Genomic DNA, 25,125 nt, shown 5'->3' on the forward strand with positions numbered 1-25,125 from the left:
CCTCACGGCGCCCCGCTGACAACCTCCACGCCCGCAGCCTGCAGCGTCCGCTGCACCGAGGCGTCGTTGCTGGCATCCACCGGACGGGTCAGGTCCCACAGGAAGTGCACCCGGAAGCCGGCCCGGGCACCATCCTCCGCGCTCCAGAGCGCGCAGTAGTCCCGCGCCAACCCGCAGACGTAGATTTGCTCGACACCGAGTTCGCGGAGATAGCCGGCCAGCCCCGTCGAGGGTCGCCGCCCATCGGGCGCGAAATTCTCGCGGAAAGCGCTGTAGGAGTCGACCAGCGGGTCGGTGGCCTTGCGCAGCACAAGATCCGCGTAGCGCCAAGGGATCCCGTCGTGCAGGGCCGCCCCGGGCGTGTCCTGTACACAGTGATCGGGCCACAGCACCTGCTCGACACCGTGGAGCTCAATCACCTCGAAGGGGGAACACCCCGGATGGCTGGAAGCGAAAGAGATATGCCCCGGCGGATGCCAGTCCTGAGTAGCTACCACGTAGCGCACGGGCGCCCGCTCGAGCAAGCGGGCAATGGGGGCTACGACTTCTTCACCGCCCTGGGTCGGCAACGCGCCGCCGGGCATGAAGTCCGGCTGGACGTCGACGACGAGCAAAGCCGCGTGCTCGGCGTCTCTAGGTTGGGCCTCGACCACTGCAACCTCCCGGGGATCGGTCGGTGTCCCCTTATCAGGGTAGCCGCCGCGGCGCCGGCAGCAAGCCAGCGCCGCAACGACTGCAGCGGTCGGTTCGTGGTTACTCTTCCTCGACCGCCTTCATGGACAGCCGGATCCGGCCCTGCCGGTCCACCTCGAGCACCTTGACCCGTACCGAGTCGCCCTCGGCCAACTCGTCGGCGACGTTCTCGACCCGGTTGTTGGAGATCTGAGAGATGTGCACCAGACCGTCCCGGCCGGGCAGGATGTTGACGAAGGCCCCGAAGTCCATGAGCTTCGCCACTTTGCCCTCGTAGACCTTGCCCACCTCGACATCGGCGGTCAGCAGCTCGATGCGCTTCTTCGCCTCCTCGGCCGCGGCCTTGTCGGCGGAAGCGATGGTCACTACGCCCTCGTCGCTGATATCGATGTTGGTGCCGGTCTCCTCGGTCAGGCCACGGATGGTGGCACCGCCCTTGCCGATGACGTCGCGGATCCGCTCCGGGTCGATCTTCATGGTCAGCAGACGCGGGGCGTACTCGGACATCTGCTCGCGCGGCTTGTCGATCACCCGGTTCATCTCGTCGAGGATATGCAGCCGACCCGAGCGCGCCTGCTCCAAGGCCCGCTCCATGATCTCGCGGGTGATCCCGTCGATCTTGATGTCCATCTGCAGCGCGGTGACACCGTCCTTGCTGCCGGCCACCTTGAAGTCCATGTCCCCGAGGTGGTCCTCGTCACCGAGGATATCGGTCAGGACGGCGAAGTCGTCGCCCTCCTTGATCAGCCCCATGGCGATCCCCGCCACCTGGGCCTTGAGCGGTACACCGGCGTCCATCAGCGACAGGCTGGTGCCACAGACGGTGGCCATCGATGACGAGCCGTTGGATTCCGTAACCTCGGAAACCACGCGGATGACGTAGGGGAACTCTTCGTCCGAGGGCATCACGGCTTCGACGCCGCGCTTGGCCAACTTGCCGTGGCCAATCTCCCGCCGCTTCGGCGAGCCGATGAAGCCGGTTTCACCAACACAGTAGGGCGGGAAGTTGTAATGCAGCATAAAGGGCTCGCGGCGCTCGCCCTCCAGGGCGTCGATGACCTGGGCGTCCCGGCCGGTCCCCAGGGTGCTGACGACGATCGCCTGGGTCTCACCGCGGGTGAAGATCGCCGACCCGTGCGTCCGCGGCAGCACGCCTGCCTGAACGTTGAGCGGGCGCACGGTCTGGTTGTCGCGGCCGTCGATGCGCGGATGGCCGGCCAGAATCCGGCCCCGGACGATCTTCTTCTCCAGCGTCTTGAACGCCTCGCCGACCTCGCCGGCGCTCCAGCCTTCGCGCTCTTCGTCCGCCAGCTCCTCGATGGCCCTATCCCGCAGGGCGCCGACCCGCTCGCTGCGCTCCTGCTTGTCGGCGATCTGGTAGGCCGCCTCGAGCTCCGGGCGCACCCGATCGGCCACGGCCGACTCCAGCGACTCGTTCTTCTCAGGCGGCTGCCAGTCCCACCGGGGCTTGCCGGCCTCGGCGGCCAGGTCGTTGATGGTGTCGATGGCCACCTGCATCTGCTCGTGGCCGTAGAGCACGGCATCGAGCATGGTGCTTTCGGGCAGCAGGTTGGCCTCGGACTCGACCATCAGCACGGCATCGCGGGTACCGGCGACCACCAGATCCAGGTCCGATTCGGCGGTCTGACTGAAGGTCGGGTTGAGGACGAACTCACCGTCCAGGTGCCCGACCCGGCAGGCCCCGATGGGCCCCTCGAACGGGATGCCGGATAGCGCCAGCGCCGCCGAGGTGCCGATCATCGCCGGGATGTCGGCATCAACCTCGTCGTTGAGCGAGAGCACCGTGGCGATGACCTGGACCTCCTGGCGGAACCCCTCGGGGAAAAGGGGCCGGATGGGCCGGTCGATCAGGCGGCAGGTCAGGGTCTCCTTCTCGGAGGGACGACCCTCGCGCTTGAAGAAGCCCCCCGGGATGCGCCCCGCCGCGTAGGTGCGCTCCTGGTAGTTGACCGTCAGCGGCAGGAAGTCGCGTGCCGCGGCGGGGTCCTTCTTGCCGACCACGGTGACCAGGACCACCGTGTCCGCCATGTCCACCAGGACGGCGCCATCGGCCTGTCGGGCCACGCCCCCGGTCTCCAGGGTCACCTGATGCTGACCGAACTGGAAGCTCCGCTTGACCGGGGTCAGGGATAGCTGGCTCTCGCTCATCGTTTTTTACCCCTTGCGCTTACTTGCGAATGCCGAGACGCTCGATGACGTCCTGGTAGCGGCTCCGATCCTTGCGCTTGAGGTAATCGAGCAGCTTGCGGCGCTGGCTGACCAGCTTGAGCAGGCCCTGCCGAGAGTGGTGGTCCTGCTTGTGCACCGAGAAGTGCTCGGTAAGGTGCTGGATACGCGCCGAGAGCAGCGCGATCTGCACCTCGGGCGACCCGGTGTCCGACGGAGAGCGCCGGAACTGCTCGACGATCTCCGATTTTTTCTCAGCATTCAGCGACATGTACGACTCCTGACCTATACGCTCGATTTCGGCCTGTCCATAAAGGCCGTTAGTGTAGCCCTCGCGGGGGCAAAGGAACAAGAATTCACCCGCGAGCGGCGGGAAACTGCGCAGCGGGCTTCTCCCGTCAGCGGCGTGCTACCAGGCGCTTGGGCCCGATGCGGCCATCATCCAGGGCCTGCCCCATGCCCAGGAAGTTGCCGGCGCGATCGTACAGCCGCAGCCAGCCCTCGCTGGGAGCCTTGGGGACGAAGACCGGCTGGCCCTGAACCACGAAGTAGGCGAGATCGTCGGCGAGCTCAACCCCGGTGTACTGCTGGAGGGCCGAGTCCATGGGAAGCAGCGTGGCGTCCAGCGCCTCCCGCCCCTGCTCGGCGCGTGCGGCGAGCATCTCCTCGGTCCACATCGCCGGGTCCTGGTACGGCCCGAGCCCCAGCCTGCGCAGCGCGCAGACGTGGCCGACGGTGCCCAGCGCCTCGGCGATATCCTCGGCCAGCGTGCGGATGTAGGTTCCCTTGGAGCAGTGCACCGACAGCTCCAGCTCATCCCCGCGGACGGCCAGAAGCTGCAGGTCGTAGATCTCCACCCGTCGGCGCTCGCGCTCGACCTCGACCCCCTGACGCGCCAGGTCGTAGAGCCGCTGCCCCTGGTGTTTGATGGCCGAATACATCGGCGGCAGCTGCTCGATGGACCCGCGAAAATCGGCCAGGACCGGCTCGACGCTCTCCGGGTCCAGCCCCGGGACCTCGGCACGGTCGCGTTCGGTGCCCTCGGCGTCCCCGGTATCGGTGGCCACGCCCAGCTTGCAGGTGACCACGTATCTCTTATCCGCGTCGAGCAGGAACCCGGAGACCTTGGTGGCATCGCCGAAGCAGATCGGCAGCAGCCCGGTGGCCAGCGGATCGAGACTGCCCGTGTGCCCGGCCTTGCGCGCCCCGAAGAGCCGCTTGACCTGTTGCAGGGCCTTATTGGAGGTCACGCCCGCCGGCTTGTCCAACAGCAGCACGCCGGTGACGTTGCGACCACCCCGCCTTTTCGCCATTCGCCTTCTACTCCTTGCTCGATTCGTCGTCCGCAGGCGGCGGTGCCACCTCATCGATGAGGGCACTCAGCCGCGCACCGCGATCGAAGGCGGTGTCGTGCAGGAAGCGCAGGCTCGGCGTTCGCTTGGCACGGATGCGCCGGGCCACCTGGCTGCGCAGGAACCCGTGGGCTCGGTTCAGGACATCGATCCCGGCCTGCGCCTCGGCCGCCTCGGCGCCGAGAACGGTGACGTACACGGTCGCATGGGCCAGGTCACGGCTAACCTGCACCTCCGAGATGGTCACTGACCCCACCCGGGGGTCATCGACGTCGTCGCGAATCACCTCGGCAAGCTCGCGTCGAAGCTGCTCGGCGATCCGCCGGCTGCGCGGATAGTCCTTCGCCATGTCTGCGCTACAGGCTCCGCTGCACCTCGATCCGCTCGTAGCACTCGATCTGGTCGCCAACGCGGACGTCGTTGTAGTTCTTCACGCCGATACCACACTCGGTGCCGGCACGCACTTCGTTGACGTCATCCTTGAACCGCCGCAGGGACTCCAGTTCACCCTCGAAGATCACCACGCTCTCGCGCAGGACCCGGATCGGGTTGCGGCGGCGGACCACGCCGTCGACCACCAGGCAGCCGGCCACCTGACCGAGCTTCGACGAGCGGAACACCTCGCGAACCTCCGCCGTGCCCAGGATGTGCTCCTCCAGGGCCGGCTCGAGCATGCCGGAGATGGCGTTCTTGACCTGCTCGATGGCGTCGTAGATGACGCTGTAGTAGTGCAGGTCGACGCCGTTCTCCTGAACCATGCGCTTGGCTGCAGCGTCGGCGCGGACATTGAAGCCGATAAGGATCGCCTCGGAGGCCAGCGCCAGATTGACGTCCGACTCCGTGATGGCACCTACACCGGAGGAGACCACGCGCACGCGAACCTCCTCGTGGGAGAGGTCTTCCAGCGACTGCCGCAGCGCCTCAGCGGAACCGTGGACGTCGGCCTTGACCAGCAGGTTGATGGTGGAGACCTCGTCCTCCTTCATCTGCGAGAAGAGGTTCTCCATCCGGGCCGCCTGTTGCTGCGCCAGGCGCTTCTCACGTTGACGCTCGGTGCGGCTCTCGGCCACCTCGCGGGCCTTGCGCTCGTCCTCGACCACCATGAAGTCATCGCCGGCATCCGGCAGCCCGGAAAGACCCAACACCTCCACCGGGGTCGACGGGCCGGCCTCGTTGACGCGCTGGCCGTGCTCATCCACCAGAGCCCGGACACGGCCGAACTCGGTGCCGGAGATGACCGTGTCGCCGCGATGCAGGTAGCCGTTCTGGACCAGCACCGTGGCCACCGGACCGCGGCCCTTGTCGAGGCTGGACTCAAGAACCACGCCGCGAGCCGGGCAATCCTTGACAGCCTTGAGCTCCTGCAACTCGGCCTGGAGGACGATGGCCTCGATCAACTCGTCCACACCCTCGCCCGTCATCGCCGAGACGTGGACGAACTGCACGTCGCCACCCCACTCCTCCGGGATGACCTCCATCTGGGCGAGTTCCTGCTTGACGCGGTTGGGATCCGCGTCCTCCTTGTCCATCTTGTTGACCGCCACGACGATCGGCACCTCGGCGGCGCGAGCGTGGTCGACGGCCTCCTTGGTCTGCGGCATGACACCGTCATCGGCGGCCACCACGAGCACGACGATGTCGGTCATCTGCGCGCCCCGGGCCCGCATGGCAGTGAACGCCTGGTGGCCGGGCGTATCGAGGAAGGTGGCGCTACCGTTCTCACCCTCGACGCGGTAGGCGCCGATATGCTGCGTGATTCCGCCGGCCTCGCCGGAAGCCACCTTGGAGCGGCGGATGTGGTCGAGCAGCGATGTCTTGCCGTGGTCGACGTGGCCCATCACGGTCACCACCGGCGCCCGACCGATCTGCTCGCCCTCGGGCTCCTCGCTCTGGCGCAGCAGTTCCTCCTCGACGTCGTCCTCGCGCTCGAGCTTGGGCTTGTGGCCCATCTCCTCGACGAGGATCGCCGCGGTCTCCTGGTCGATGGCCTGGTTGATCGTGGCCATCACGCCCTGCTTCATCATCTCCTTGATCAGCACGGCGGCCTTGACGCTCATCCGGTCAGCGAGCTCGGCCACCGTGATCGTCTCGGGAATCTCGACCTCACGGACGACCGGCGCGGTCGGGCGCTCGAACTCCTGCTGCAGCTGCCTGGCCGCCGTACCGCCACCGCGCTTCTTGCCTCCGCGTCGACTGCCGGCGCCACGGCCCCCAGCGGACTGCTCTTCCTTCTTCTTCTTCTTCGGCTTGGCCTCCTGCTTGCGCTGGGCGCGCTCCTCAGCCTCGCGCTCGCGTTTGGCCTCGAGTTCGGCGCGCTTGCGCTCCCGCTCCTCTTCCCGCTTCTTGGCCTCGTCCTGCTGACTCTTGGGCTTCTCCTTGAGGGCTTCGGCCTGGGCGCGAGCGGTCTGGTCGGCCGCCGTCTCCTCCGGCTCCGCCGCTGCCTGCTCTTCGGCGTCGGATGCCTCCGCGGCAGCGGTTTCCGCACTGCCCTCTTCCGCCGTCGCCTCCGGCGCGACCGCGTCACTGGAGGCCTCATCGGCCGGTGCGGCCTCGTCAGCGGCGGGCGCTGCCTGGTCGCTGGTGCGCTGGGCCTCGGCGGCGTCCTCCTCGCGCTGAGCCTCTTCCTGCTCGAGGGCGCGCTCAAGCTGTGCGGCGGCCTCTTCGGCCTCCTCCTGCTTGCGCTTCTCCTCGGCCTCGATATCGCTGCGCTTGACGTAGGTGCGCCGCTTGCGGACCTCGACATTGACCGTGCGCGTCTGCCGCGGACCACGACTGCCCGCATCGCGGCCCGCCGGCATCTTAAGCTGGCTGTGACTGCGCCGCTTGAGGGTGATCTTCTTGGGGGATCCGTCGGAGCCGCCGCCCTCCTCGTCCTGGGCAGCACTCCCCTGCCTCAGGTGAGCCAGCAGCGTCGCCTTGTCCTCCGCCGAGAGGGCTGCATCGTCGTCGCGCCGGCCGAGTCCCGCCGCCTCCAGTTGAGCCTGAAGCCGTTCCACCGGGATCCCTACCGTCTGCGCAAATTCTTTTACCGTCGTTTCCGCCATATAACACTCTCCGGACGCGGCCCAAGTCAGAGACCTCGTCGTGTCCCCTCTTTTCAGTCGGCGCGCTCGCCGCCCTCACTGGCCGCGAACCAAGGCTCGCGGGCCTTCATGATCAGCTGCCCGGCCCGATCCTCATCCATGCCTTCGACCTCCAGCAGGTCGTCCACGGACTGGTCGGCCAGATCCTCAACCGTGACGACGCCGCGCTCAGCCAGGGCCTTTGCCGTCTGCTCATCCATCCCTTCGAGGGCCAGCAGCTCCTCGCTAGGCTGGTTCTCGTTGGCCTCCTCGGCAATCGCCTGGGCCAGGAGCACGTCCCGGGCGCGACTGCGCAGGGCCTCGACGATATCCTCGTCAAATTCCTCGATCTCCAGCAGCTCGGCGGTGGGCACATAGGCCACCTCCTCGATGCTGGAGAACCCTTCCTGGACCAGCACCCCGGCAACGTCTTCATCGACATCCAGGTGCTCGACAAACAGCTGTACCAGTTCGCCGGCCTCGCGCTCGCTCTTGGCCTCGGCTTCCTCGGCGGTCATCACGTTGAGCTCCCAGCCGGTAAGCTCGCTGGCCAGGCGCACATTCTGCCCGCCACGGCCGATGGCCTGTGAGAGCTGCTCTTCGGCCACGGCCACATCCATGGCGCCACGATCCTCGTCGACCACGATGGACTCGACCTCGGCCGGCGCCAGGGCGTTGATGACAAACTGTGCCGGGTTCTCGTCCCACGGGATGATGTCGATGCGCTCGCCACTGAGCTCGTTGGAGACCGCCTGCACGCGCGAGCCGCGCATGCCGACGCAGGCCCCGACCGGATCGATGCGGGGATCCAGGGCACGTACCGAGATCTTGGCACGCATGCCCGGGTCACGGGCGGCGCCGAGGATTTCGATCAGCCCCTGACCGACCTCGGGCACCTCGATCTTGAACAGCTCGACCAGGAAGTCGTTGGCCGTGCGGCTGACGAACAGCTGCGGCCCGCGCGGTTCAGAGCGGACGTCGCGCAGATAGCCGCGAATCCGGTCGTTGGGCCGGATCGCCTCGCGGGGGATCAGATCCTCGCGGGAGACCAGCGCCTCGGTGTTCTCGCCCAGATCAATGATGGCACTGCCGCGCTCCATGCGCTTGACCGTGCCGTTGACCAACTCACCGATCCGGTGTTTGTAGGCGTCGACGATCTGAGCCCGCTCGGCCTCGCGCACCTTCTGCACGATAACCTGCTTGGCGGTCTGCGCCGCGATGCGGCCGAAGTCCACGGACTCGATCGGCTCTTCGACGTAGCCCCCCACCTCGGCACCGGCGTCCCGCTCGCGGGCGCGCTCCAGACTGATCTGGCGCTGCGGCTCCTCCACGGACTCCTCATCGGGCACCACCTCCCAGCGTCGATAGGTGGCGTAGTCACCGGTCTGCCGATCCACCGCGACCCGGGCGTCGATGTCCTCCATGTGCCGCTTGCGCGTGGCCGAGGCCAGGGCCGCTTCAATGGCCTCGAAGATCACCTCCCGGTCCACGCCCTTCTCATTGGAGGTGGCCTCCACGACCAACAGGATTTCTCTACTCATGCCTCCGACTCCGCTGTTCTTCTGCGGCCGACGCCCTTCACGGCTCGAGATCCAGCCGCGCCCGGTCGATCAGCTCCAGGGGGATGCGCAGCTCGATCCCGTCGACATCGCGCACCCGCACGAATTCATCATCCAGTCCCAGCAGGACGCCCTTGACCCGGCGACGCCCCTCGTAGAGCTCCAGCAGGCGCAGCTGGATGCGCTCACCGCTGAAGCGATCGTAATCCGCCGACTTGAAGATCGGCCGGTCCAGTCCCGGCGAGGAGACCTCGAGATGGTAGGCCCCCTCGATCGGGTCCTCGACATCGAGCAGACCGCTGACCTGGTGACTGACCGCCTCGCAGTCCTCCAGGCGAATGCCCGCGGGCGTGTCTATGAACACGCGCAGCGTGCGATTGCCCTTTGCCCCGGTCAGCTCGACCCCGACCAGTTCATAGCCGAGCCCGGCCACCGTCGGTTCGAGTAACGAGTGAAGCGTCTGGATCTGAGACATCCGGCACCACAAACAAAAAGAGGGCCCAAGGCCCTCCCCCCGAGTCCGCTCGTCGGCGAACCGACGGCGGGCGTGTCCAAAGAGCCTGCGAGCCCAACCACCCTCGCAGCTTCAGCCGGCGATTATACACACGCGCCAGGTGACAAAAAAGCGCACGGCCCACGCCGGCTGACCCAACGGGACCGTCCGTCAAGCGCCCACAAAAAAGGCGGCCATGGGCCGCCTTTCCGGATTGGTAGCGGGGGCAGGATTTGAACCTGCGACCTTCGGGTTATGAGCCCGACGAGCTACCAGACTGCTCCACCCCGCAACTGTTAAAGAGGATTATACGGGGACCCTATGCAAACATCAAGCCGTCCCCGCCTTCGCGAGCCGATCCACCGTCACAGTCCCAGGGCCGCCTGGCACAGGGCGATCAACCGCTCGGGGAAGATCCCGAGCACCAGGACCGCCACACCGTTGACGACCACCAAGCTGCGGATGGCGGAGGACGCGCCGGGGGCCGGCAGCGCCTGCGTGTCGGCCTCCGCCTCGGGGCGGTCGAAATAGACGACCTTAAGCACCCGCAGGTAGTAGAAGGCCCCAACCACGGCCGCCACTACGGCAAAGATCGCCAGCGGGATGTGCCCCGCCTCGACGGCCGCCTGGAGCACCAGGTACTTGGCGTAGAAGCCGACCGTACCGGGAATGCCGGTCATCGACACCAGCACCAGCAGCAGCACCCCGGCGTAAACCGGATGACGCTCGTTGAGCCCGCGCAGATCGGCGATCTCCTCAGCCTCGAACCCAGAGCGGGCCAGCACCGTGATCATGCCGAACGCGCCGGCCGCCATGATGCTGTAGGCGATGGTGTAGAACAGCGCGGCCGCGTGACCGGCATCGGTACCGGCGGTAAACCCGACCATGATGAACCCGGCGTGGGCGATGGCCGAGTAAGCCAGCATGCGCTTGAAGTTGGTCTGCACGATGGCGATCAGGTTGCCGACCAGCAGCGAGGCCACGGCGAGGATCATCAGCATCGGCTCAAGCTGCTCGTGCATCGGTCCCAGACCGTCGACCAGCAACCGCATGAACAGCGCCACGGCCGCCACCTTCGGCGCCGTACTCAGGAACAGGGTCACCGGCGTGGGGGCGCCCTGGTAGACGTCCGGCACCCAGGCATGGAACGGCGCGGCACCGAGCTTGAAGGCCACGCCCACCAGCATGAACACCACCCCGAAGAGCAGCATCAGTGGATCGGAGTGGCGGCCCGCCACCTCGGCGATCACCGACAGCTCCAGGCTCGCGGTAGCGCCGTAGACCATCGACATGCCGTAGAGCAGGATGCCGGAGGCCAGCGAACCGAGAACGAAGTACTTCATGGCCGCCTCAGCCGCACGGCGCGAGTCGCGGTGATAGGCCACCAGGGCGTAGAGGGCCAGCGACAGCAGCTCCAGGCCGAGATACAAGCTGAGCAGGCTGGCGCCGGAGGCGATCACCAGCATGCCCAGGTTGGCGAACAGGGCCAGCAGGTAGAACTCCCCCTGGAGCAACCCGCGGTCGCCCAGATAGGGCCGCGTGTAGGCTAGGGCCAGCATGGACAGCAGTGCCACGGAGGCCTTGACCACTGCACCCAGGGAGTCGGCAACGTAGTGGCCCGAGAAGGTCACCTCGTTCACGCCCCACTGGGTACTCAGGGCCAGCACCGCCGTCACCAGCAGCGCCCCCTGGGTCAGATAGAAAGTCGCGCTACGCCGGGCATCACTGGAGAAGAGGTCCACCACCAGCACGCCGCAGGTGGCCGCCAGCAACCAGATTTCCGGCAGCGCCAGGGAGAAATCGGGCGTCTCGAAGCTCATTGCCTCTCCTTCCTTACCGGGCAGCCGGGAGCGCTGCAGAGACGTCGTTCAACAACTCGACCAGGGTCGGCTCCGCCACAGCGACCAGCGCCTGGGGATAGACACCGACGCCGATCACCAGCACCGCCAGCACGCCGAGCAGCATGAACTCGCGCCGGTCGAGGTCGTTCAGCGCAGCCACCCGCTCGTTGGCCACCGGACCGAAGATGACCCGCTTGACCAGCCACAGCGAGTAGGCAGCTCCGACGATCAGGGTCAGACCGGCGATGGCGGCGTACCAGAAGCTGGCCTGGTAGCTGCCGAGGATGACCAGGAACTCGCCGACGAAGCCGGAGGTCCCGGGCAGGCCCGCGTTGGCCATGGCGAAAACCACGAAGAGGGCGCCAAAGATCGGCATGCGGTTGATCACACCACCGTAGTCGGCGATGTTCCGGGTGTGCATCCGGTCGTAGAGCACGCCGACGCACAGGAACAGCGCCGCTGAGATGAACCCGTGGGAGATCAGCTGGACGTAGCCGCCGGTCATCGCCATCAGGGCGCCGTCCCCGGCCTCGGCACCGAGACCGGCCTGGAAGATGACGAAGAACCCCAGGGTGGCGAAGCCCATGTGGGCGATCGATGAGTAGGCGATCAGCCGCTTCATGTCCTCCTGGACCATGGCCACCAAACCGATGTAGACGATGGCGATCAGCGACATGGCGATCACCAGCCAGGCCAGCTCCTGGCTCGCCTCCGGCGCGATGGGCAGCGCGAAGCGCAGGAACCCGTAGGCGCCCATCTTCAGGGTGATCGCCGCCAGGATCACCGAGCCACCGGTGGGCGCCTCGGTGTGTGCATCGGGGAGCCAGGTGTGTACTGGCCACATCGGCACCTTGACGGCAAAAGCCGCCAGCAGTGCCAGGAAGATCAGGATCTGCGCCTCGAGCCCGATGCTCAGCCCGTGGAAATCGAGTACGCCGAAGCTGCCCGCCTCCCAACGCAGATAGAGGAAGGCGATGAGCATCAGCACCGAACCGAGGAAGGTGTAGAGGAAGAACTTGATGGTGGCGTAGATGCGGTTGGCGCCGCCCCAGATACCGATGAGCAGGAACATCGGCACCAGCATCGCCTCCCAGAAAACATAGAAGAGGATGGCGTCGAGCGCCGCGAAGACGCCAACCATCAGCCCCTCCATGATCAGGAAGGCACCCATGTACTGCGCCGGCCGATAGGTGAGCCCGCTGCGACCGGCGACCACCACCAACAGCGTGGCGAAGGCGGTCAGCACCACCAGCGGCATGGAGATACCGTCCACCCCCAGGTGGTAGTGGATGTCGAAGGTCGGCACCCAGTCGCGCTTCTCCACGAACTGCATGCCGCTCCCGGGTTCAAAGGCGAACCAGAGCACAAGGCTGAACAGGAACGTCAGCCCGGCCACGCCGGTGGCCAGTTCCCGGACCGCCACCTCCGAGCGCTGGCCAACGGCCAGCACCGCGGCACCGCCGAGGATCGGCAGCCAGATAATCAGGCTAAGCAACCAACCGTCGAACATCCGTTCTTCCCCTGCGTTCTTGCGCGTCCGTTCCGAAGCCGCGCACTAGGCGAACAGCGTTCGCACAACGAAGAATGAGATCAGCAGCAGTACGCCGATGACCATGACGAAGGCGTAGTGATACAGGTACCCGGTCTGTGAGTACCGCGCCCCGGCAGCGACCCGGCCGATCAGACGCGCCGACCCGTTGACCAGCAGCCCGTCGATCAGCCAGCGATCCCCGACCTTCGACAGCAGCCCGGCGATCGCTCGACCGCCATCCGTGAACCCGCGGATGTAGAGCCAGTCGAACCCGTACTTGTGCTCCAGCACCCGCTGCAGCGGACGCAGGGGCGCCACCACCCGTTCCCGCAGGTCAGGGCGACGCAGGTAGAGCAGCCAGGCCACGAAGACACCGGCCAGCACCAGGTAGAGCACCGGCGTCACCAACGCGTGGGCCATGAAGCCCAGAACCCCGGTGTACCCGTCCGCCAGGCGATCCAGGCCGGTCTGATCGGCAAGCACGCGGATCGACCCGTCGGCGTAGAAGAAGTCGCCCATGACCATCGGCCCGAAGGTGAACAGGCCGATCAGCACCGAGGGCACCGCCAGGAGCACCAGCGGCACGGTCACCACCAGCGGGCTCTCGTGCAGATGTTTGCGGGCGTGCTCGTCCATGCGCTCCTCGCCGTGAAAGACCATGAACAGCAGGCGGAAACTATAGAGCGCGGTGACGAAGACCCCGAGCACCAGCAGCCAATAGGCGAAGGTGGCCCAGCCGCCGGCGGAGTACCCCACGGCCTCGATAATGGCGTCCTTCGAGAAGAAGCCAGAGAAGCCGGGGATGCCGATCAGCGCCAGGGTGCCGACCAGCATGGCGATGTAGGTCACCGGCATGTACCGGGCCAGCCCGCCCATCTTGCGCATGTCCTGCTCGTGGTGCAGGGCGATGATCACCGAGCCGGCCCCGAGGAAGAGCAGTGCTTTGAAGAAGGCGTGGGTGAACAGATGGAAGACACCGGCCGCGTAGGCCGACACGCCCAGGGCCGCGACCATGTAGCCGAGCTGGGAGAGCGTGGAGTAGGCGATGACCCGCTTGATGTCGTTCTGTACCAGCCCGATCAAGCCCATGAAGAAGGCCGTCAGCGCACCCACGACCAGGACCACGGTCAGCGCCACCGTGGACAGCTCGAAGACCGGCGACATGCGGGCGACCAGGAAGATGCCGGCGGTCACCATGGTCGCGGCGTGGATCAGCGCCGAGATGGGCGTTGGGCCCTCCATGGAGTCCGGCAGCCAGACATGGAGCGGGACTTGGGCCGACTTGCCCATGCAGCCGATGAAGATCAGCAGCGCGGCGACGGTCACCAGGCTCCACTCGGCGGCGCCGAAGAGGTTCAGCGTCCGGCCGGGATCGGCCTCCACCGCCGCGAAGATCTCGCCGTAGTGGAGCGTGCCAAAGGCACCAGCCAGTACGGCGATGCCCAGAAGCAGCCCCAGATCCCCCACGCGGTTGACCAGAAACGCCTTGAGGTTGGCAAAGATGGCGCTCTCGCGGGTGTACCAGAAACCGATCAACAGGTAAGAGACGAGCCCGACAGCCTCCCAGGCGAAGAACAGCTGCAGCAGGTTGTTCGCCATGACCAGCATCAGCATGGCGAAGGTGAACAGCGCGATGTAGCTGAAAAACCGCTGATAGCCTGGGTCGTCGTGCATGTAGCCGATGGTGTAGATATGGACCATCAGCGCGACAAAGGTGACGGTGGCCATCATCACCGCGGTGAGCCGGTCGACCAGGAAGCCGATCTCGAAGCTCAGGTCGCCTACCGAGGCCCACGTGTAGACGGTGAAGTCCACCGGCTCCAGATCGCCCCAGACCAGGCCGTGCAGCACCCAGAAGGAAAGGGCGCAGGAAATGGCGACACCGAGGATGGTCACCCAGTGGGCTCCGGCGCGTCCGATCCAGCCGCCAGCCATGCCAGCGATGGCGGCGGCGACCAGCGGAAAGAGGACGATGGCGTAGAGGACCGTCTCCATGGCTTACCCCTTCATCGCATCCAGGGCGGCAACGTTGATGTCGCCGCGTGAGCGGAACAGGACCACGACGATGGCCAGGCCGATGGCCGCCTCCGCCGCCGCCACGGTGAGGATGAAGAAGACGAAGATCTGCCCGGCTATATCCTCCAGATAGGCGGAGAAGCCGATGAAGTTGATGTTCACGGCGAGCAGGATCAGCTCGATGCACATCAACAGCAGGATCACGTTCTTCCGGTTGAGGAAGATGCCTGCCACGCCGAGGGAGAACAGCAACGCCCCCAGGATCAGGAAATCGGACAGCTCGATCATTGGGCCTTCCTGCTTGCCTTCGCTAGTCGTTTGCCCGGCTTCGGGCCCTCAGTTCCGCGTATGGTCCTGCCGTCGCGAGGACTTCATGCGCACCATGCGCAGGCGGTCGTCCTTCTTGACCGACAGCTGCCGGGGCACATCCTGCTTGTGCGTCCCCTCGCGCCGGCGCAGCGTCAGGGTGATCGCGGCAACGATGGCCAGCAGTAGGATCACCGCCGCGATCTCGAACGGGTAGACGTAGACCGTGTACAACACCCCGCCAATCGCCTGGATATTGTTCACGTCCGCCGCCGGCTCGGGGATGGTCCCACTGACCAGGTCCGCCCGCTCGGAGACGATGACCGCCACCAGCTGCGCGGCCATCAGGACCGCCACCAGTGCCCCGACCGGCAGGTAGCGGGTAAACCCTTCGCGCATCGGGGCGATGTTGATATCGAGCATCATCAGCACGAAGAGGAAGAGCACCATCACCGCGCCGACGTACACCAACACCAGGGCGATGCCGAGGAACTCGGCACCGGCCAGTACCCAGATCACCGCAGCGTTAAAGAACGCGAGCACCAGGAACAGCGCCGCGTGGACCGGGTTGCGCACGGAGATCACCATGGTCGCCGCGAACAGCAGCACCCCGGCGAAGATGTAGAAGATCACCTGTTCCATAAGCCCGAGGCTCCCATTACCGGTAGGGCGCATCGGCGGCGCGATCGGCCGCCAGCTGGCTCTCGTACTTGTCACCCATGGCCAGCAGCTTCTGCTTGTCGGCGACCCGCTCCTCGCGACGCTCCATGTGGAAGGTGTCGAGCCGGGTCAGGACGATGGAGTCTACCGGGCAGGACTCCTCGCAGAAGCCGCAGTAGATGCACTTGAACATGTCGATGTCGTAGCGCGTGGTGCGCCGTGTGCCGTCGGCGCGCTGGTGTGAATCGATGGTGATCGCCAGCGCCGGGCACACCGCCTCGCAGAGCTTGCAGGCGATACAGCGCTCCTCGCCGTTGGGGTATCGACGCAGGGCCAGGTGCCCCCGGAAACGCGGCGACTTCGGCGCCCGCTCTTCCGGGAACTCCAGCGTGACGCTGCGTCGGAAGAACATGTGCCCCGCCGTCAGCCGCAGTCCGCGCAGCAGCTCGGTGAACAGGAAGCTGTTCAGATAGTCGTTTAGCGGTCTCATGACCGTACCCCCGTCAGAACCAAGGACCGACGCCGCCGTAGACCAAGCCGGTGAGCACCACCAGCCAGACCACGGTGGCCGGGATCAGAACCTTCCAGCCCAGCCGCATGAGCTGGTCGTAGCGGTAGCGCGGGAAGGTGGCGCGGAACCACAGGTAGCAGAAGGCGAAGAAGGCAGCCTTCGCGAACAGCCAGACGATCCCGGGGACCCAGTCGAACGCTGGCCCAAGCACCGGCAGCCCCTCGAAGGGCGAGTGCCACCCGCCCAGGAACAGAGTCGCCGCGAGGAACGAGATGAGCAGCATGTTGGCGTACTCGGCCAGGAAGAAGACCGCGAAGGCCATTCCCGAGTACTCCACGTGGAAACCGGCAACGATCTCGGACTCGCCCTCGGCAATGTCGAACGGCGCCCGGTTGGTCTCGGCGACGCCGGAGATCCAGTAGATCAGGAACAGCGGCAGCAGCGGCAGCCAGAACCACTCCCAGAACGGACCGGCCTGGGCGTTGACGATGCCGGTGAGGTTCATCGTCCCGGCGGCCAGCAACACACCGACCAGCGCGAACCCCATGGCGATCTCGTAAGACACGACCTGGGCCGAGGCGCGCAAGGTACCGAGCAGCGCGTACTTGGAGTTGGAGGCCCAGCCGGCGATGATCAGTCCGTACACCCCCAGCGAGGTCATCGCCAGGATGTAGAGCAGACCAGCGTTGATATCCGCCACCACCAGGCCGTCGTCGAAGGGGATCACCGCCCACGCGGCCAGGGCCGGCATGATGGCCATCGCCGGGGCGATCAAGAACAGCGTCCGGCTGGCGTAGGTCGGGATGGTGATCTCCTTGAAAAGGAGCTTCAGCGCATCGGCAATGGGCTGCAGCAGCCCGCGGGGACCGACCCGGTTGGGCCCGCGTCGATCCTGCATGTGACCGATCACCCGCCGCTCGACGTAGGTGAAATAGGCCACGGCCAGGAACAGCGGGATCAGGACGGCCCAGATCTTGGCGAACTGCCAGAAGAGTGTCTCGTACATGCCCTCGATCGTCCTTTTCTGCGGCTCTGCGGCCTAGAGCGCTTCCAGCGAGACGGTCCCGTAAGGGCCGCCGAGCGCCGCACGCTCATCCAGCCCGGCAGGAATCCAGGCCACGCCTGCCGGCACGGCGTCATCCACGACCAGCGGCAGCTCCGCCACCCCGCTGTCGGCACGGACCCGGACGCGGCGTGGCTGCGTCTGCGAAAACCCGAGTTCGGCCGCCGTCTGCGGGGCAAGCACCACCTCGGCCCGCCCGGCAATCGGCGCCTGCTGCAGTGGCCGCGCGCGCCGCACCAGCGGATCGCCGGCGTAGATCGGCACACCACCGGCCAGCGCCAAGCCCTGCCCCGTCTTCGCCCCGGCGGCCACCGCCGTGGCCGGGTAGTGCGACCCCGGCCTCAGATCCCGACAGAGCCCGGCCAGCTCGCCGTAAACATCGGCGATGTCGTTGTATTCGAAGCGCTCCAGCCCGAGGACCGTGCCCAGGGCACGCAGGACGCGCCAGCCCGGGCGTGCCTCGCCGGGAGGCTCCGCCACACCACGGCAGCTCTGCCAGCGGCCCTCGTTGTTGACGTACGTCCCGGCACTCTCGCCGAAAGCGCCCATCGGCAGCAGGACGTCGGCCTGGGCGCGCAGCTGCTCGTCGGCGAAGGCCGTGATGGCCACCACCTCTTCGGCCTGCTCCATGGCCTGCCGGGCGGCCTGCGGATCCCATAGATCGCGGGTCGGCTCGACGTTCAGCAGCAGATACCCCTTGAGCCCGGCGCGCAGCATGGCGTCGGCGCTGCGTCCGGCCGGCTGTGCCGCCACGCCGCCGGCCTGACGATGTGGCACCGCGCCGGCCAACCAGCCGCCGGCGGTATTGCCGGCCTCGGCGAGAACCCCGAGGCGCCCGCCGCAGAACTCCGCGATACAGCTGCCCAGGGCCCGCAACGCGGCAGCCTGCGGATGACTGCTGGCGAGGTTGCCGAGCAGCACCGTGGGCCGCTGCGCCGCGGCCAACCGGCGCGCCACCTCGCGGGCGTGATCCGTCACCGGTCCGGCCACGGCAGCCAATTCGTCGGGCAGCGAGCGCCCGGCTCCCTCGGCCACTGCCACCGCCACCGCGCCGAACTCGGCAACCAGCTGCGCCGGCGCAACGGCCTGCTCTGAGGCCAGCGGCAGGTTCCAATCGAACCCCCGGGGGTTCAGGGCCATGATCTGCGCGCCCGAACGCGCGACCTTGCGCAGGCGGTGGTTGATCAGCGGCTGCTCGTGTCGGGTATAGGCCCCGACCAGCAGCGCCGCATCGACCTGCTCGAGCTCGGCGATCTCCTGCCCGAGATAGGGGAAGGGCGGTGCCTGTTCCTGGTCCGAGGTGTCCACCTCGCGGAGCCGGTGGTCGACGTTCCCGCTCCCCAGACCGCGCAGCAGTCGCGCCGCCAGGTAGAGTTCCTCGAGGGTGGCGCTCGGCGCCAGCAGCCCGCCCAGACCATCAGCGCCGTGGCGCTGGACGACCCCCTGCAGGGCCCCCGCGGCGCGATCGAGTGCCGTCTCCCAGGGCACCTCGTGCCAACGGCCGTCGCGCTTGATCATCGGCTGCACAAGCCGGTCGGCGTGGTCGACCCCCTCAATGGCGAACCGGTCGCGGTCGGCGATCCAGGTCTCGTTGATGGCCTCGTTCTCGCGCGGCACCGCCCGCTGGATACGTCCGCGCAGGGTGTGCAGCGCCAGGTTCGAGCCGACCCCGTCGTGGGGGGAGACCGCTGGGAAGCTGAGCAGCTCCCACGGACGGGCCCGGAAACGGAACGGCTTGTTGGTCAGCGCTCCAACCGGGCAGAGGTCGATCACGTTGCCGGAGAGCTCCGAGCTTAGCCCCGTTTCCAGGTAGGTCGAGATCTCCATGTGCTCGCCCCGCCCCATGCCACCGAGTTCCTTCTGCCCGGCCACCTCGTCGAGGAAGCGCACACAGCGGGTGCAGTGGATGCAGCGGGTCATCTCCGTGGCGACCAGCGGGCCAAGGTCCTCGTCGGCCACGGAGCGTTTGCCTTCGGTAAAGCGCGAGATCCCGCGGCCGTACCCCATGGAGATGTCCTGCAACTCGCACTCGCCGCCCTGGTCGCAGATTGGGCAGTCGAGCGGGTGGTTGATCAGCAGGAACTCCATCACCCCGCGCTGCGCCTTGATCGCCGTCGCCGATGTAGTGCGCACCACCATGCCGTCAGCCACTGGCGTGGCGCACGCCGGCAGCGGTTTCGGCGCCTTCTCGACCTCGACGAGGCACATCCGACAGTTGGCCACCACCGAGAGGTGCTTGTGGTAGCAGAACCGCGGGACGTGGATCCCGTGACGGTCGGTGGCCTGAATCAGCATCTCGCCCTTGCGGGCCTCGATGGAGCACCCATCGACCTCGATGGTGACCGTCTCCTCGTTTGCGCTCATGCCGCTGCCTCCACCGGGGATCGACCGTGCTCGATGTAGTGCTCGAACTCGTGCCGGAAGTGCTGGATGAAGCTCTGCACCGGAGTTGCCGCCGCATCACCGAAGGCGCAGATGGTGTGCCCGGCGATCTGCCCCGGCACCTCCTCGAGCATGCGTAGGTCGTCGTGGGTGCCGCGCCCCTCATGGATCCGCTGGACCGCGCGATAGAGCCAGCCGGTGCCTTCACGACACGGCGTGCACTGCCCGCAGGACTCGGCGTAATAGAAGCGCGTGATACGGGCGAGGATGCGCACCATGTCCGTGGTATCGTCCATCACCACCACGGCCCCGGAGCCGAGCATGGAGCCGGCTGCAGCAATGCTGTCGTAGTCCATGTCGGTCTCGAGCATGGTCTCGCCGGGGACCACCGGCGTCGAGCTGCCGCCGGGGATCACCGCCTTGAGCCGGCGACCACCACGCACACCGCCGGCCATCTCCAGTAGCTCGCGGAAGGGGATGCCCATCGGGATCTCGTAGTTGCCGGGGCGCTCGACGTGACCGGAGACGGAGAAGATCTTCTCGCCGCCGTTGTTCGGCCTACCGAGGTTGAGGAACCAGTCGGCGCCATTGCGGATGACCGCAGGCACCGAGGCGAGGGTCTCGGTGTTGTTGATGGTCGTCGGCTTGCCGTAGATGCCGACCTGCGCCGGGAAAGGCGGCTTGTATCGGGGCTGGCCCTTCTTGCCCTCGAGCGACTCCATGAGTGCCGACTCTTCGCCGCAGATATAGGCGCCGGCACCGTAGTGGTTGTGGAGCTGAAAATCGAAGCCCGAGTCGAGGATGTTCTGCCCCAGGTAGCCGGCCTGGTGGGCCTCGGCCACCGCCTGCTCCATACGCTCGAACGGCTCGTGATGGAATTCGCCGCGCAGGTAGTTGTAGCCGACGCTCGCGCCCATGGCGTAGCCGGCGATGATCATCCCCTCGACCACCGCATGCGGGTTGAAACGCAGGATGTCGTGATCCTTGCAGGTTCCCGGTTCGGACTCATCCGAGTTGCAGATCAGGTACTTCTGCCCGGCACTGTCGCGGGGCATGAACCCCCACTTGATCCCCGGCGGGAAGCCGGCACCGCCCCGACCGCGCAGGGCGCTCTGCTTGACCTCGTCGATGACCTCCTGGGGCGACATGGGCGTGCGCAGCACGCGCTCGAGGGCCTTGTAGCCACCCACCTTGCGGTAGGTCTCCAGGCTCCACGGCTCGTCATAGCCCAGGGTCGTATAACAAACTTGGTTGACCATGACCCCTCCGCGCCCTGCGGCTCAGCTCAGCCCGTCGAGGATCTCGTCGATCCGCTCGCGGGTCAGATGGGTGTAGTAGTGCCCGTCGACGACCATCATCGGCGCCCGCGTGCAGGCGGCCAGGCACTCCTCCTCGCGCACCAGCGTGATGCGTCCGTCCGGCGTCGTCTCGCCGAGCCGGATCCCGAGCTTCTCCTCGGCGTAGGCCACCAGCTCATCGGCGCCGTTGAGACAGCACGAAATATTGGTGCAGATATTGACCTTGTGCCGGCCCACCGGCTCATCGAGGTGAAACATGGAGTAGAAGGTCGCCACCTCGAAGGCGCTGGCCCGGGGCATGCCGATGTAGTCTGCGGCCGCCGCCACGTGACGCCGCTCCAGCCAGCCGCCGTTATCATCCTGCAGGATGTGCAGCGCCGGGATGATCGCCGACGCCCGCCCCTGCTCGTCATCGGGATACTTAGCCAGCCAGTGGTCGATACGCCGGCACTGGTCCGCGCTCAGGGTCTCTGCTGCCACCGTCTGCTCCGTCACCGATCCACCTCCCCGAACACCACATCCAGCGAGCCGATCAGGGTCACCACGTCCGCCAGCATGTAGCCGCGGATCATCTCGTCAGTAGCCGCCAGGTGGTAGTAGCACGGCGGCCGGACCTTTAAGCGGTACGGCTTGTTGGCGCCGTCCGAGATCAGGTAGACGCCAAACTCGCCCTTGGGCGCCTCTACCGCGGCGTAAACCTCGCCGGGCGGCGTGCAGTACCCCTCGGTGAAGAGCTTGAAGTGGTGGATGAGCGACTCCATGTCGTCTTTCATCTCTTCCCGGGTCGGGGGGGTCACCTTCGGATCGTCGACCCGCACCGGGCCCGGGTTGTCGCGCAGCCAGTCCACGCACTGCTTGATAATGCGCACCGACTGGCGCATCTCCTCGACACGCACCAAGTAGCGGTCGTAGGAGTCACCGTTGACGCCGACCGGGATGTCGAAGTCGACCCGGTCGTAGGCGGCGTAAGGCTGTTTCTTGCGCAGGTCCCAGGCCACTCCGGAGCCGCGCAGCAGCGGACCGGTAAAGCCGAGTTCCACGGCACGCTCGGCGGAGACCGGGCAGATGTCCACCAGTCGCTGCTTCCAGATCCGGTTCTCGGTCAGCAGCGTCTCGTACTCGTCCACGCAGGCGGGGAAGCGCTCGCAAAAGTCGTCGAGAAAGTCGAGCACCGAGCCCTCGCGGGCGCGGTTCATCTCACGCAACTCCTTCTCGCTGCGGTAGGGCGAGGGCTCGTATTTGGGCATCTGGTCGGGCAGGTCGCGGTGCACCCCGCCCGGGCGGTAGTAGGTCGCGTGCATCCGCGCGCCCGAGACCGCCTCGTAGACATCCATGAGATCCTCGCGCTCGCGGAAGGTATACAGGAACGCGGTCATGGCGCCGACGTCGAGCCCGTGCCCGCCGAGCCACATCAGGTGGTTCAAGATGCGGGTGACCTCGTCCATCATCGTGCGGATATACTGCGCCCGCAGCGGCGGCTCGATACCGAGCAGTTTCTCGATCGCGCGCACATAGCCGTGCTCGTTGCACATCATCGAGACGTAGTCGAGCCGGTCCATGTAGCCGATGGACTGATTGTACGGCTTGGATTCGGCCAGCTTCTCCGTCGCCCGGTGCAGCAGACCGATGTGGGGGTCGGCGCGGCGCACCGTTTCCCCCTCCATCTCCAGCACCAGGCGCAGCACCCCGTGCGCCGCCGGGTGCTGCGGGCCGAAGTTCAGGGTATAGCTCTGGAACTCAGCCATCGGCTTGTCCCTCCGTGCCTTCCGCCTTGTGCGGTGCGGCGTAACGGTTGTCTTCGCGGATCACCCGCGGCACGAGCACCCGCGGCTCGATCTCCACCGGCCCGTAGACGACACGCCCCTTCTCGGGGTCGTAGCGCGGCTCTACGTTGCCGATCAGCGGGAAGTCCTTGCGGAAGGGGTGCCCGACAAAACCGTAATCGGTGAGGATCCGGCGCAGATCCGGGTGGCCTTCGAAAACGATACCGTACAGGTCGAAAGCCTCCCTTTCGGCCCAATTGGCGGACGGCCAGAGGCCCGACACAGAGGGCAATACCGGCAGGTCGTCATCCTCGGCGAAGCAGCGCACGCGAAGGCGCTGATTGTGCGTCAACGACAGCAGCTGATAGACCGCCGCGAAACGCCGGCCGGTCCGCTCCTCGATCGACTGCACCCCGTAGATGCCGGTCAGGCCCAGACGCCCAAACCCCGGCTCGGTCACCCCGCGGCTGAAGCCTGTCCCGGTCGCCGACTCGGTGATCCACTCATCCTGGCCGTAGGCGGCGTAGTCGACCCCGGCGACATCGGACAGCTGCTCGAAACGCCAATCGGCGGCATCACGCAGCTCGGTCATCACCGCAACCAACTCGGCGGGCCGGACCTCCAGCGTCACCTCGCCGCGCTCGAGCCAGCAATCGGTCAAACGACCACCGAAATGGCCGCGGAGCTGCTCCAACAGGCTCTCGGGCTCAGCCATGACTCTCCCTCAACGTGCGATGGTATTGGTCCGGCGGATCTTGTTCTGCAGCTGCAGGATGCCGTAGTACAGGGCCTCGGCCGTGGGTGGACAACCGGGGACGTAGATGTCCACGGGGACGATGCGGTCGCAGCCGCGCGTCACCGAGTAGGAGTAGTGGTAGTACCCCCCGCCGTTGGCACACGACCCCATGGAGATCACCCACTTCGGCTCCGGCATCTGGTCGTAGACCTTGCGCAGCGCCGGGGCCATCTTGTTGCAGAGCGTGCCGGCGACAATCATCACATCAGACTGCCGCGGGCTGGGCCGGAAGATCAGACCGTTGCGGTCCATGTCGTAGCGCCCCGCGGCGGTGTGCATCATCTCGACGGCACAGCAGGCCAGGCCGAAGGTCATGGGCCACAGGGAGCCGGTCCGCGCCCAGTTGATCAGCTTATCCGCGGAGGTCGTCACGTACCCCCGCTCCAGGATGCCTTCTACTCCCATTCCAGCGCCCCTTTACGCCACTCGTAGAGCAAACCGATCACGAGAAGCCCGACAAATAGGCCCATGGCCAAGATGCCGAACAGCCCAATGTCGTCCAACACAACTGCCCAAGGGAAGAGGAAGGCGATCTCGAGATCGAAGAGGATGAACAGAATGGCGACGAGGTAATAGCGCACGTCGAACTTCATGCGCGAATCCTCGAAGGCCTCGAAGCCGCACTCGTAAGGCGACTGCTTTTCCGGATCTTCACGCCGAGGACCGAGCACGAACCCGGCAGCCAGAGGCAGGACGCCGAAGACGAGCCCGACGACAATGAAGAGCAGAACCGGGAGGTAATTCTCTAGCATCGTTCGCCGCTCCGCTGGTGAGAACACGGGACCGGTGCCCCGCCCCCGTGTCGAACATCGCTGGAGTTTACGGAGCGGTCTCTCTCCGTGTCAACTCAGCGGCTTTTTTAACTTCCTGATTTTAAAGACGTTATCGTGCCGACAAACGATCGTGACGGTTGCGGGAAATCAATCCCGCCAACCGGCGTGACCAGACAGGGACGATCAGGGTGCGGGATATCGCGCGAGTGCGCGCTGAGGAAGGAGAGATATAGATGGTGCCGAAGGCCGGACTCGAACCGGCACGGCTTTCGCCACCGCCCCCTCAAGACGGCGTGTCTACCAGTTCCACCACTTCGGCACGTAGACAGTTGCGGTTGGGCGTTTACTCTGCCCCAACGCGGGACGCATGATAGCAACCCTGATCCCGCGATTCAATCCCGCAATCGCGGAAAAGGGGCTACTCCGCTTCACCCTCTTCCGCAGGCGCGTCCGGCTCCACCGGCTGACCCGGCGCCTCAGGCGCGGGGGCCTCCTGCTCCGCCGGCATGTCCGGAGCCGCCGGCGCCTCCGGATCCTCCTCTTCCGTCTCTTCCTCGCTCTCGAGCACGTCGTCGTCGCCAATCACCGAAGCGCCGCCGCCGATCCCCTGCGAGGCGATCACCGCCAGCCCCAGGCTGGTCAGGAAGAAGGTCGTACCCAGGGTCGCAATCAGCTTGGTCATGAAGGTCGCTGCGCCGCGCGAGCCGAAGACGGTGCTCGAGGCACCGCTGCCGAAGGCGGCTCCCATGTCAGCGCCCTTCCCCTGGTTCAGCAGGACCAGCACCACCAGGGCAACGGCGATGACGATATGGACGGCAAGCAACGCTTCAAACATGGGT

23 protein-coding genes and 2 tRNA genes are annotated in these 25,125 nt (G+C 66.5%); all 25 read right to left on the reverse strand.

All coding sequences use genetic code 11. The annotated features are described in order from the left end of the window. Positions 1 to 2: 2 nt before the first annotated feature. The 25 genes from CCR79_RS09400 to secG all read right to left on the reverse strand — a co-directional run bounded on the left by CCR79_RS09400 (position 3) and on the right by secG (position 25,121). On the reverse strand, positions 3 to 653 hold the full coding sequence (locus CCR79_RS09400; RefSeq protein WP_201171405.1) for an isochorismatase family protein: 651 nt from the start codon (positions 651 to 653) through the stop codon (positions 3 to 5). A gap of 100 nt (positions 654 to 753) precedes the next feature. After that, positions 754 to 2,841, reverse strand: coding sequence for a polyribonucleotide nucleotidyltransferase (gene pnp, locus CCR79_RS09405; protein ID WP_201172511.1), 2,088 nt, complete (start codon positions 2,839 to 2,841; stop codon positions 754 to 756). Between the two features lie 40 nt (positions 2,842 to 2,881). Beyond that, positions 2,882 to 3,151, reverse strand: coding sequence for a 30S ribosomal protein S15 (rpsO, locus tag CCR79_RS09410; RefSeq protein ID WP_201171416.1), 270 nt, complete (start codon positions 3,149 to 3,151; stop codon positions 2,882 to 2,884). 127 nt (positions 3,152 to 3,278) lie between these two features. Further along, positions 3,279 to 4,193 carry a tRNA pseudouridine(55) synthase TruB gene (gene truB, locus CCR79_RS09415; protein WP_201171420.1) on the reverse strand — a complete coding sequence of 305 codons (915 nt, stop codon included), beginning with the start codon at positions 4,191 to 4,193 and terminating at the stop codon, positions 3,279 to 3,281. Positions 4,194 to 4,200: 7 nt separating this feature from the next. Next, positions 4,201 to 4,581 (reverse strand): 30S ribosome-binding factor RbfA, encoded by a 381-nt coding sequence (gene rbfA / locus CCR79_RS09420; protein WP_201171422.1) that lies wholly within the window; start codon positions 4,579 to 4,581, stop codon positions 4,201 to 4,203. Between the two features lie 7 nt (positions 4,582 to 4,588). Beyond that, positions 4,589 to 7,276: a translation initiation factor IF-2 gene (infB, locus tag CCR79_RS09425; RefSeq protein WP_201171424.1), complete on the reverse strand. Its 2,688-nt coding sequence runs from the start codon at positions 7,274 to 7,276 to the stop codon at positions 4,589 to 4,591. A 53-nt stretch (positions 7,277 to 7,329) separates the two neighbouring features. Then, positions 7,330 to 8,835 (reverse strand): transcription termination factor NusA, encoded by a 1,506-nt coding sequence (gene nusA, locus CCR79_RS09430; protein ID WP_201171426.1) that lies wholly within the window; start codon positions 8,833 to 8,835, stop codon positions 7,330 to 7,332. 37 nt (positions 8,836 to 8,872) lie between these two features. After that, positions 8,873 to 9,328 (reverse strand): ribosome maturation factor RimP, encoded by a 456-nt coding sequence (rimP, locus tag CCR79_RS09435; protein ID WP_201171428.1) that lies wholly within the window; start codon positions 9,326 to 9,328, stop codon positions 8,873 to 8,875. Positions 9,329 to 9,561: 233 nt separating this feature from the next. Beyond that, positions 9,562 to 9,638 (reverse strand) — tRNA-Met (locus CCR79_RS09440). Positions 9,639 to 9,711: 73 nt separating this feature from the next. Next, positions 9,712 to 11,166, reverse strand: a complete 1,455-nt coding sequence (nuoN, locus tag CCR79_RS09445; RefSeq protein ID WP_201171430.1) for an NADH-quinone oxidoreductase subunit NuoN — start codon at positions 11,164 to 11,166, stop codon at positions 9,712 to 9,714. Positions 11,167 to 11,179: 13 nt separating this feature from the next. Continuing rightward, positions 11,180 to 12,697, reverse strand: a complete 1,518-nt coding sequence (locus CCR79_RS09450) for an NADH-quinone oxidoreductase subunit M (protein WP_201171432.1) — start codon at positions 12,695 to 12,697, stop codon at positions 11,180 to 11,182. 45 nt (positions 12,698 to 12,742) lie between these two features. After that, positions 12,743 to 14,713, reverse strand: coding sequence for an NADH-quinone oxidoreductase subunit L (gene nuoL / locus CCR79_RS09455; RefSeq protein ID WP_201171434.1), 1,971 nt, complete (start codon positions 14,711 to 14,713; stop codon positions 12,743 to 12,745). A gap of 3 nt (positions 14,714 to 14,716) precedes the next feature. Further along, positions 14,717 to 15,022 carry an NADH-quinone oxidoreductase subunit NuoK gene (nuoK, locus tag CCR79_RS09460; RefSeq protein WP_201171437.1) on the reverse strand — a complete coding sequence of 102 codons (306 nt, stop codon included), beginning with the start codon at positions 15,020 to 15,022 and terminating at the stop codon, positions 14,717 to 14,719. 48 nt (positions 15,023 to 15,070) lie between these two features. Then, on the reverse strand, positions 15,071 to 15,682 hold the full coding sequence (locus CCR79_RS09465) for an NADH-quinone oxidoreductase subunit J (RefSeq protein WP_201171439.1): 612 nt from the start codon (positions 15,680 to 15,682) through the stop codon (positions 15,071 to 15,073). A gap of 16 nt (positions 15,683 to 15,698) precedes the next feature. Next, positions 15,699 to 16,190 (reverse strand): NADH-quinone oxidoreductase subunit NuoI, encoded by a 492-nt coding sequence (nuoI, locus tag CCR79_RS09470; protein ID WP_201171441.1) that lies wholly within the window; start codon positions 16,188 to 16,190, stop codon positions 15,699 to 15,701. 13 nt (positions 16,191 to 16,203) lie between these two features. Beyond that, the gene (gene nuoH, locus CCR79_RS09475) at positions 16,204 to 17,217 is read right to left on the reverse strand and encodes an NADH-quinone oxidoreductase subunit NuoH (RefSeq protein ID WP_201171444.1); all 1,014 of its coding nucleotides are present in this window, start codon (positions 17,215 to 17,217) and stop codon (positions 16,204 to 16,206) included. 33 nt (positions 17,218 to 17,250) lie between these two features. Continuing rightward, positions 17,251 to 19,638 carry an NADH-quinone oxidoreductase subunit NuoG gene (nuoG, locus tag CCR79_RS09480; protein ID WP_201171449.1) on the reverse strand — a complete coding sequence of 796 codons (2,388 nt, stop codon included), beginning with the start codon at positions 19,636 to 19,638 and terminating at the stop codon, positions 17,251 to 17,253. Next, a complete protein-coding gene (gene nuoF, locus CCR79_RS09485; protein WP_201171452.1) occupies positions 19,635 to 20,915 on the reverse strand; it encodes an NADH-quinone oxidoreductase subunit NuoF in 1,281 nt (426 codons plus the stop codon). The genes nuoG and nuoF overlap by 4 nt, the downstream gene beginning before the upstream one ends. A gap of 21 nt (positions 20,916 to 20,936) precedes the next feature. Next, positions 20,937 to 21,449 (reverse strand): NADH-quinone oxidoreductase subunit NuoE, encoded by a 513-nt coding sequence (gene nuoE, locus CCR79_RS09490; protein ID WP_201171454.1) that lies wholly within the window; start codon positions 21,447 to 21,449, stop codon positions 20,937 to 20,939. Further along, complete coding sequence (locus tag CCR79_RS09495; protein ID WP_201171456.1) at positions 21,446 to 22,699, reverse strand: NADH-quinone oxidoreductase subunit D; 1,254 nt, start codon at positions 22,697 to 22,699, stop codon at positions 21,446 to 21,448. The genes nuoE and CCR79_RS09495 overlap by 4 nt, the downstream gene beginning before the upstream one ends. After that, positions 22,692 to 23,432: an NADH-quinone oxidoreductase subunit C gene (locus CCR79_RS09500; protein ID WP_201171457.1), complete on the reverse strand. Its 741-nt coding sequence runs from the start codon at positions 23,430 to 23,432 to the stop codon at positions 22,692 to 22,694. Before CCR79_RS09500 ends, CCR79_RS09495 begins: the two co-directional genes overlap by 8 nt. A gap of 9 nt (positions 23,433 to 23,441) precedes the next feature. Next, a complete protein-coding gene (locus CCR79_RS09505; RefSeq protein WP_011814550.1) occupies positions 23,442 to 23,918 on the reverse strand; it encodes a NuoB/complex I 20 kDa subunit family protein in 477 nt (158 codons plus the stop codon). Beyond that, the gene (locus tag CCR79_RS09510; protein ID WP_011814551.1) at positions 23,909 to 24,265 is read right to left on the reverse strand and encodes an NADH-quinone oxidoreductase subunit A; all 357 of its coding nucleotides are present in this window, start codon (positions 24,263 to 24,265) and stop codon (positions 23,909 to 23,911) included. The genes CCR79_RS09505 and CCR79_RS09510 overlap by 10 nt, the downstream gene beginning before the upstream one ends. A gap of 255 nt (positions 24,266 to 24,520) precedes the next feature. Beyond that, positions 24,521 to 24,605 (reverse strand) — tRNA-Leu (locus tag CCR79_RS09515). Positions 24,606 to 24,704: 99 nt separating this feature from the next. Beyond that, positions 24,705 to 25,121, reverse strand: coding sequence for a preprotein translocase subunit SecG (gene secG, locus CCR79_RS09520; protein ID WP_201171459.1), 417 nt, complete (start codon positions 25,119 to 25,121; stop codon positions 24,705 to 24,707). Between the last annotated feature and the right edge of the window lie 4 nt (positions 25,122 to 25,125).

Origin of the sequence: Halorhodospira halophila, assembly GCF_016653405.1 — a bacterium.
Lineage (GTDB): Bacteria > Pseudomonadota > Gammaproteobacteria > Nitrococcales > Halorhodospiraceae > Halorhodospira > Halorhodospira halophila_A.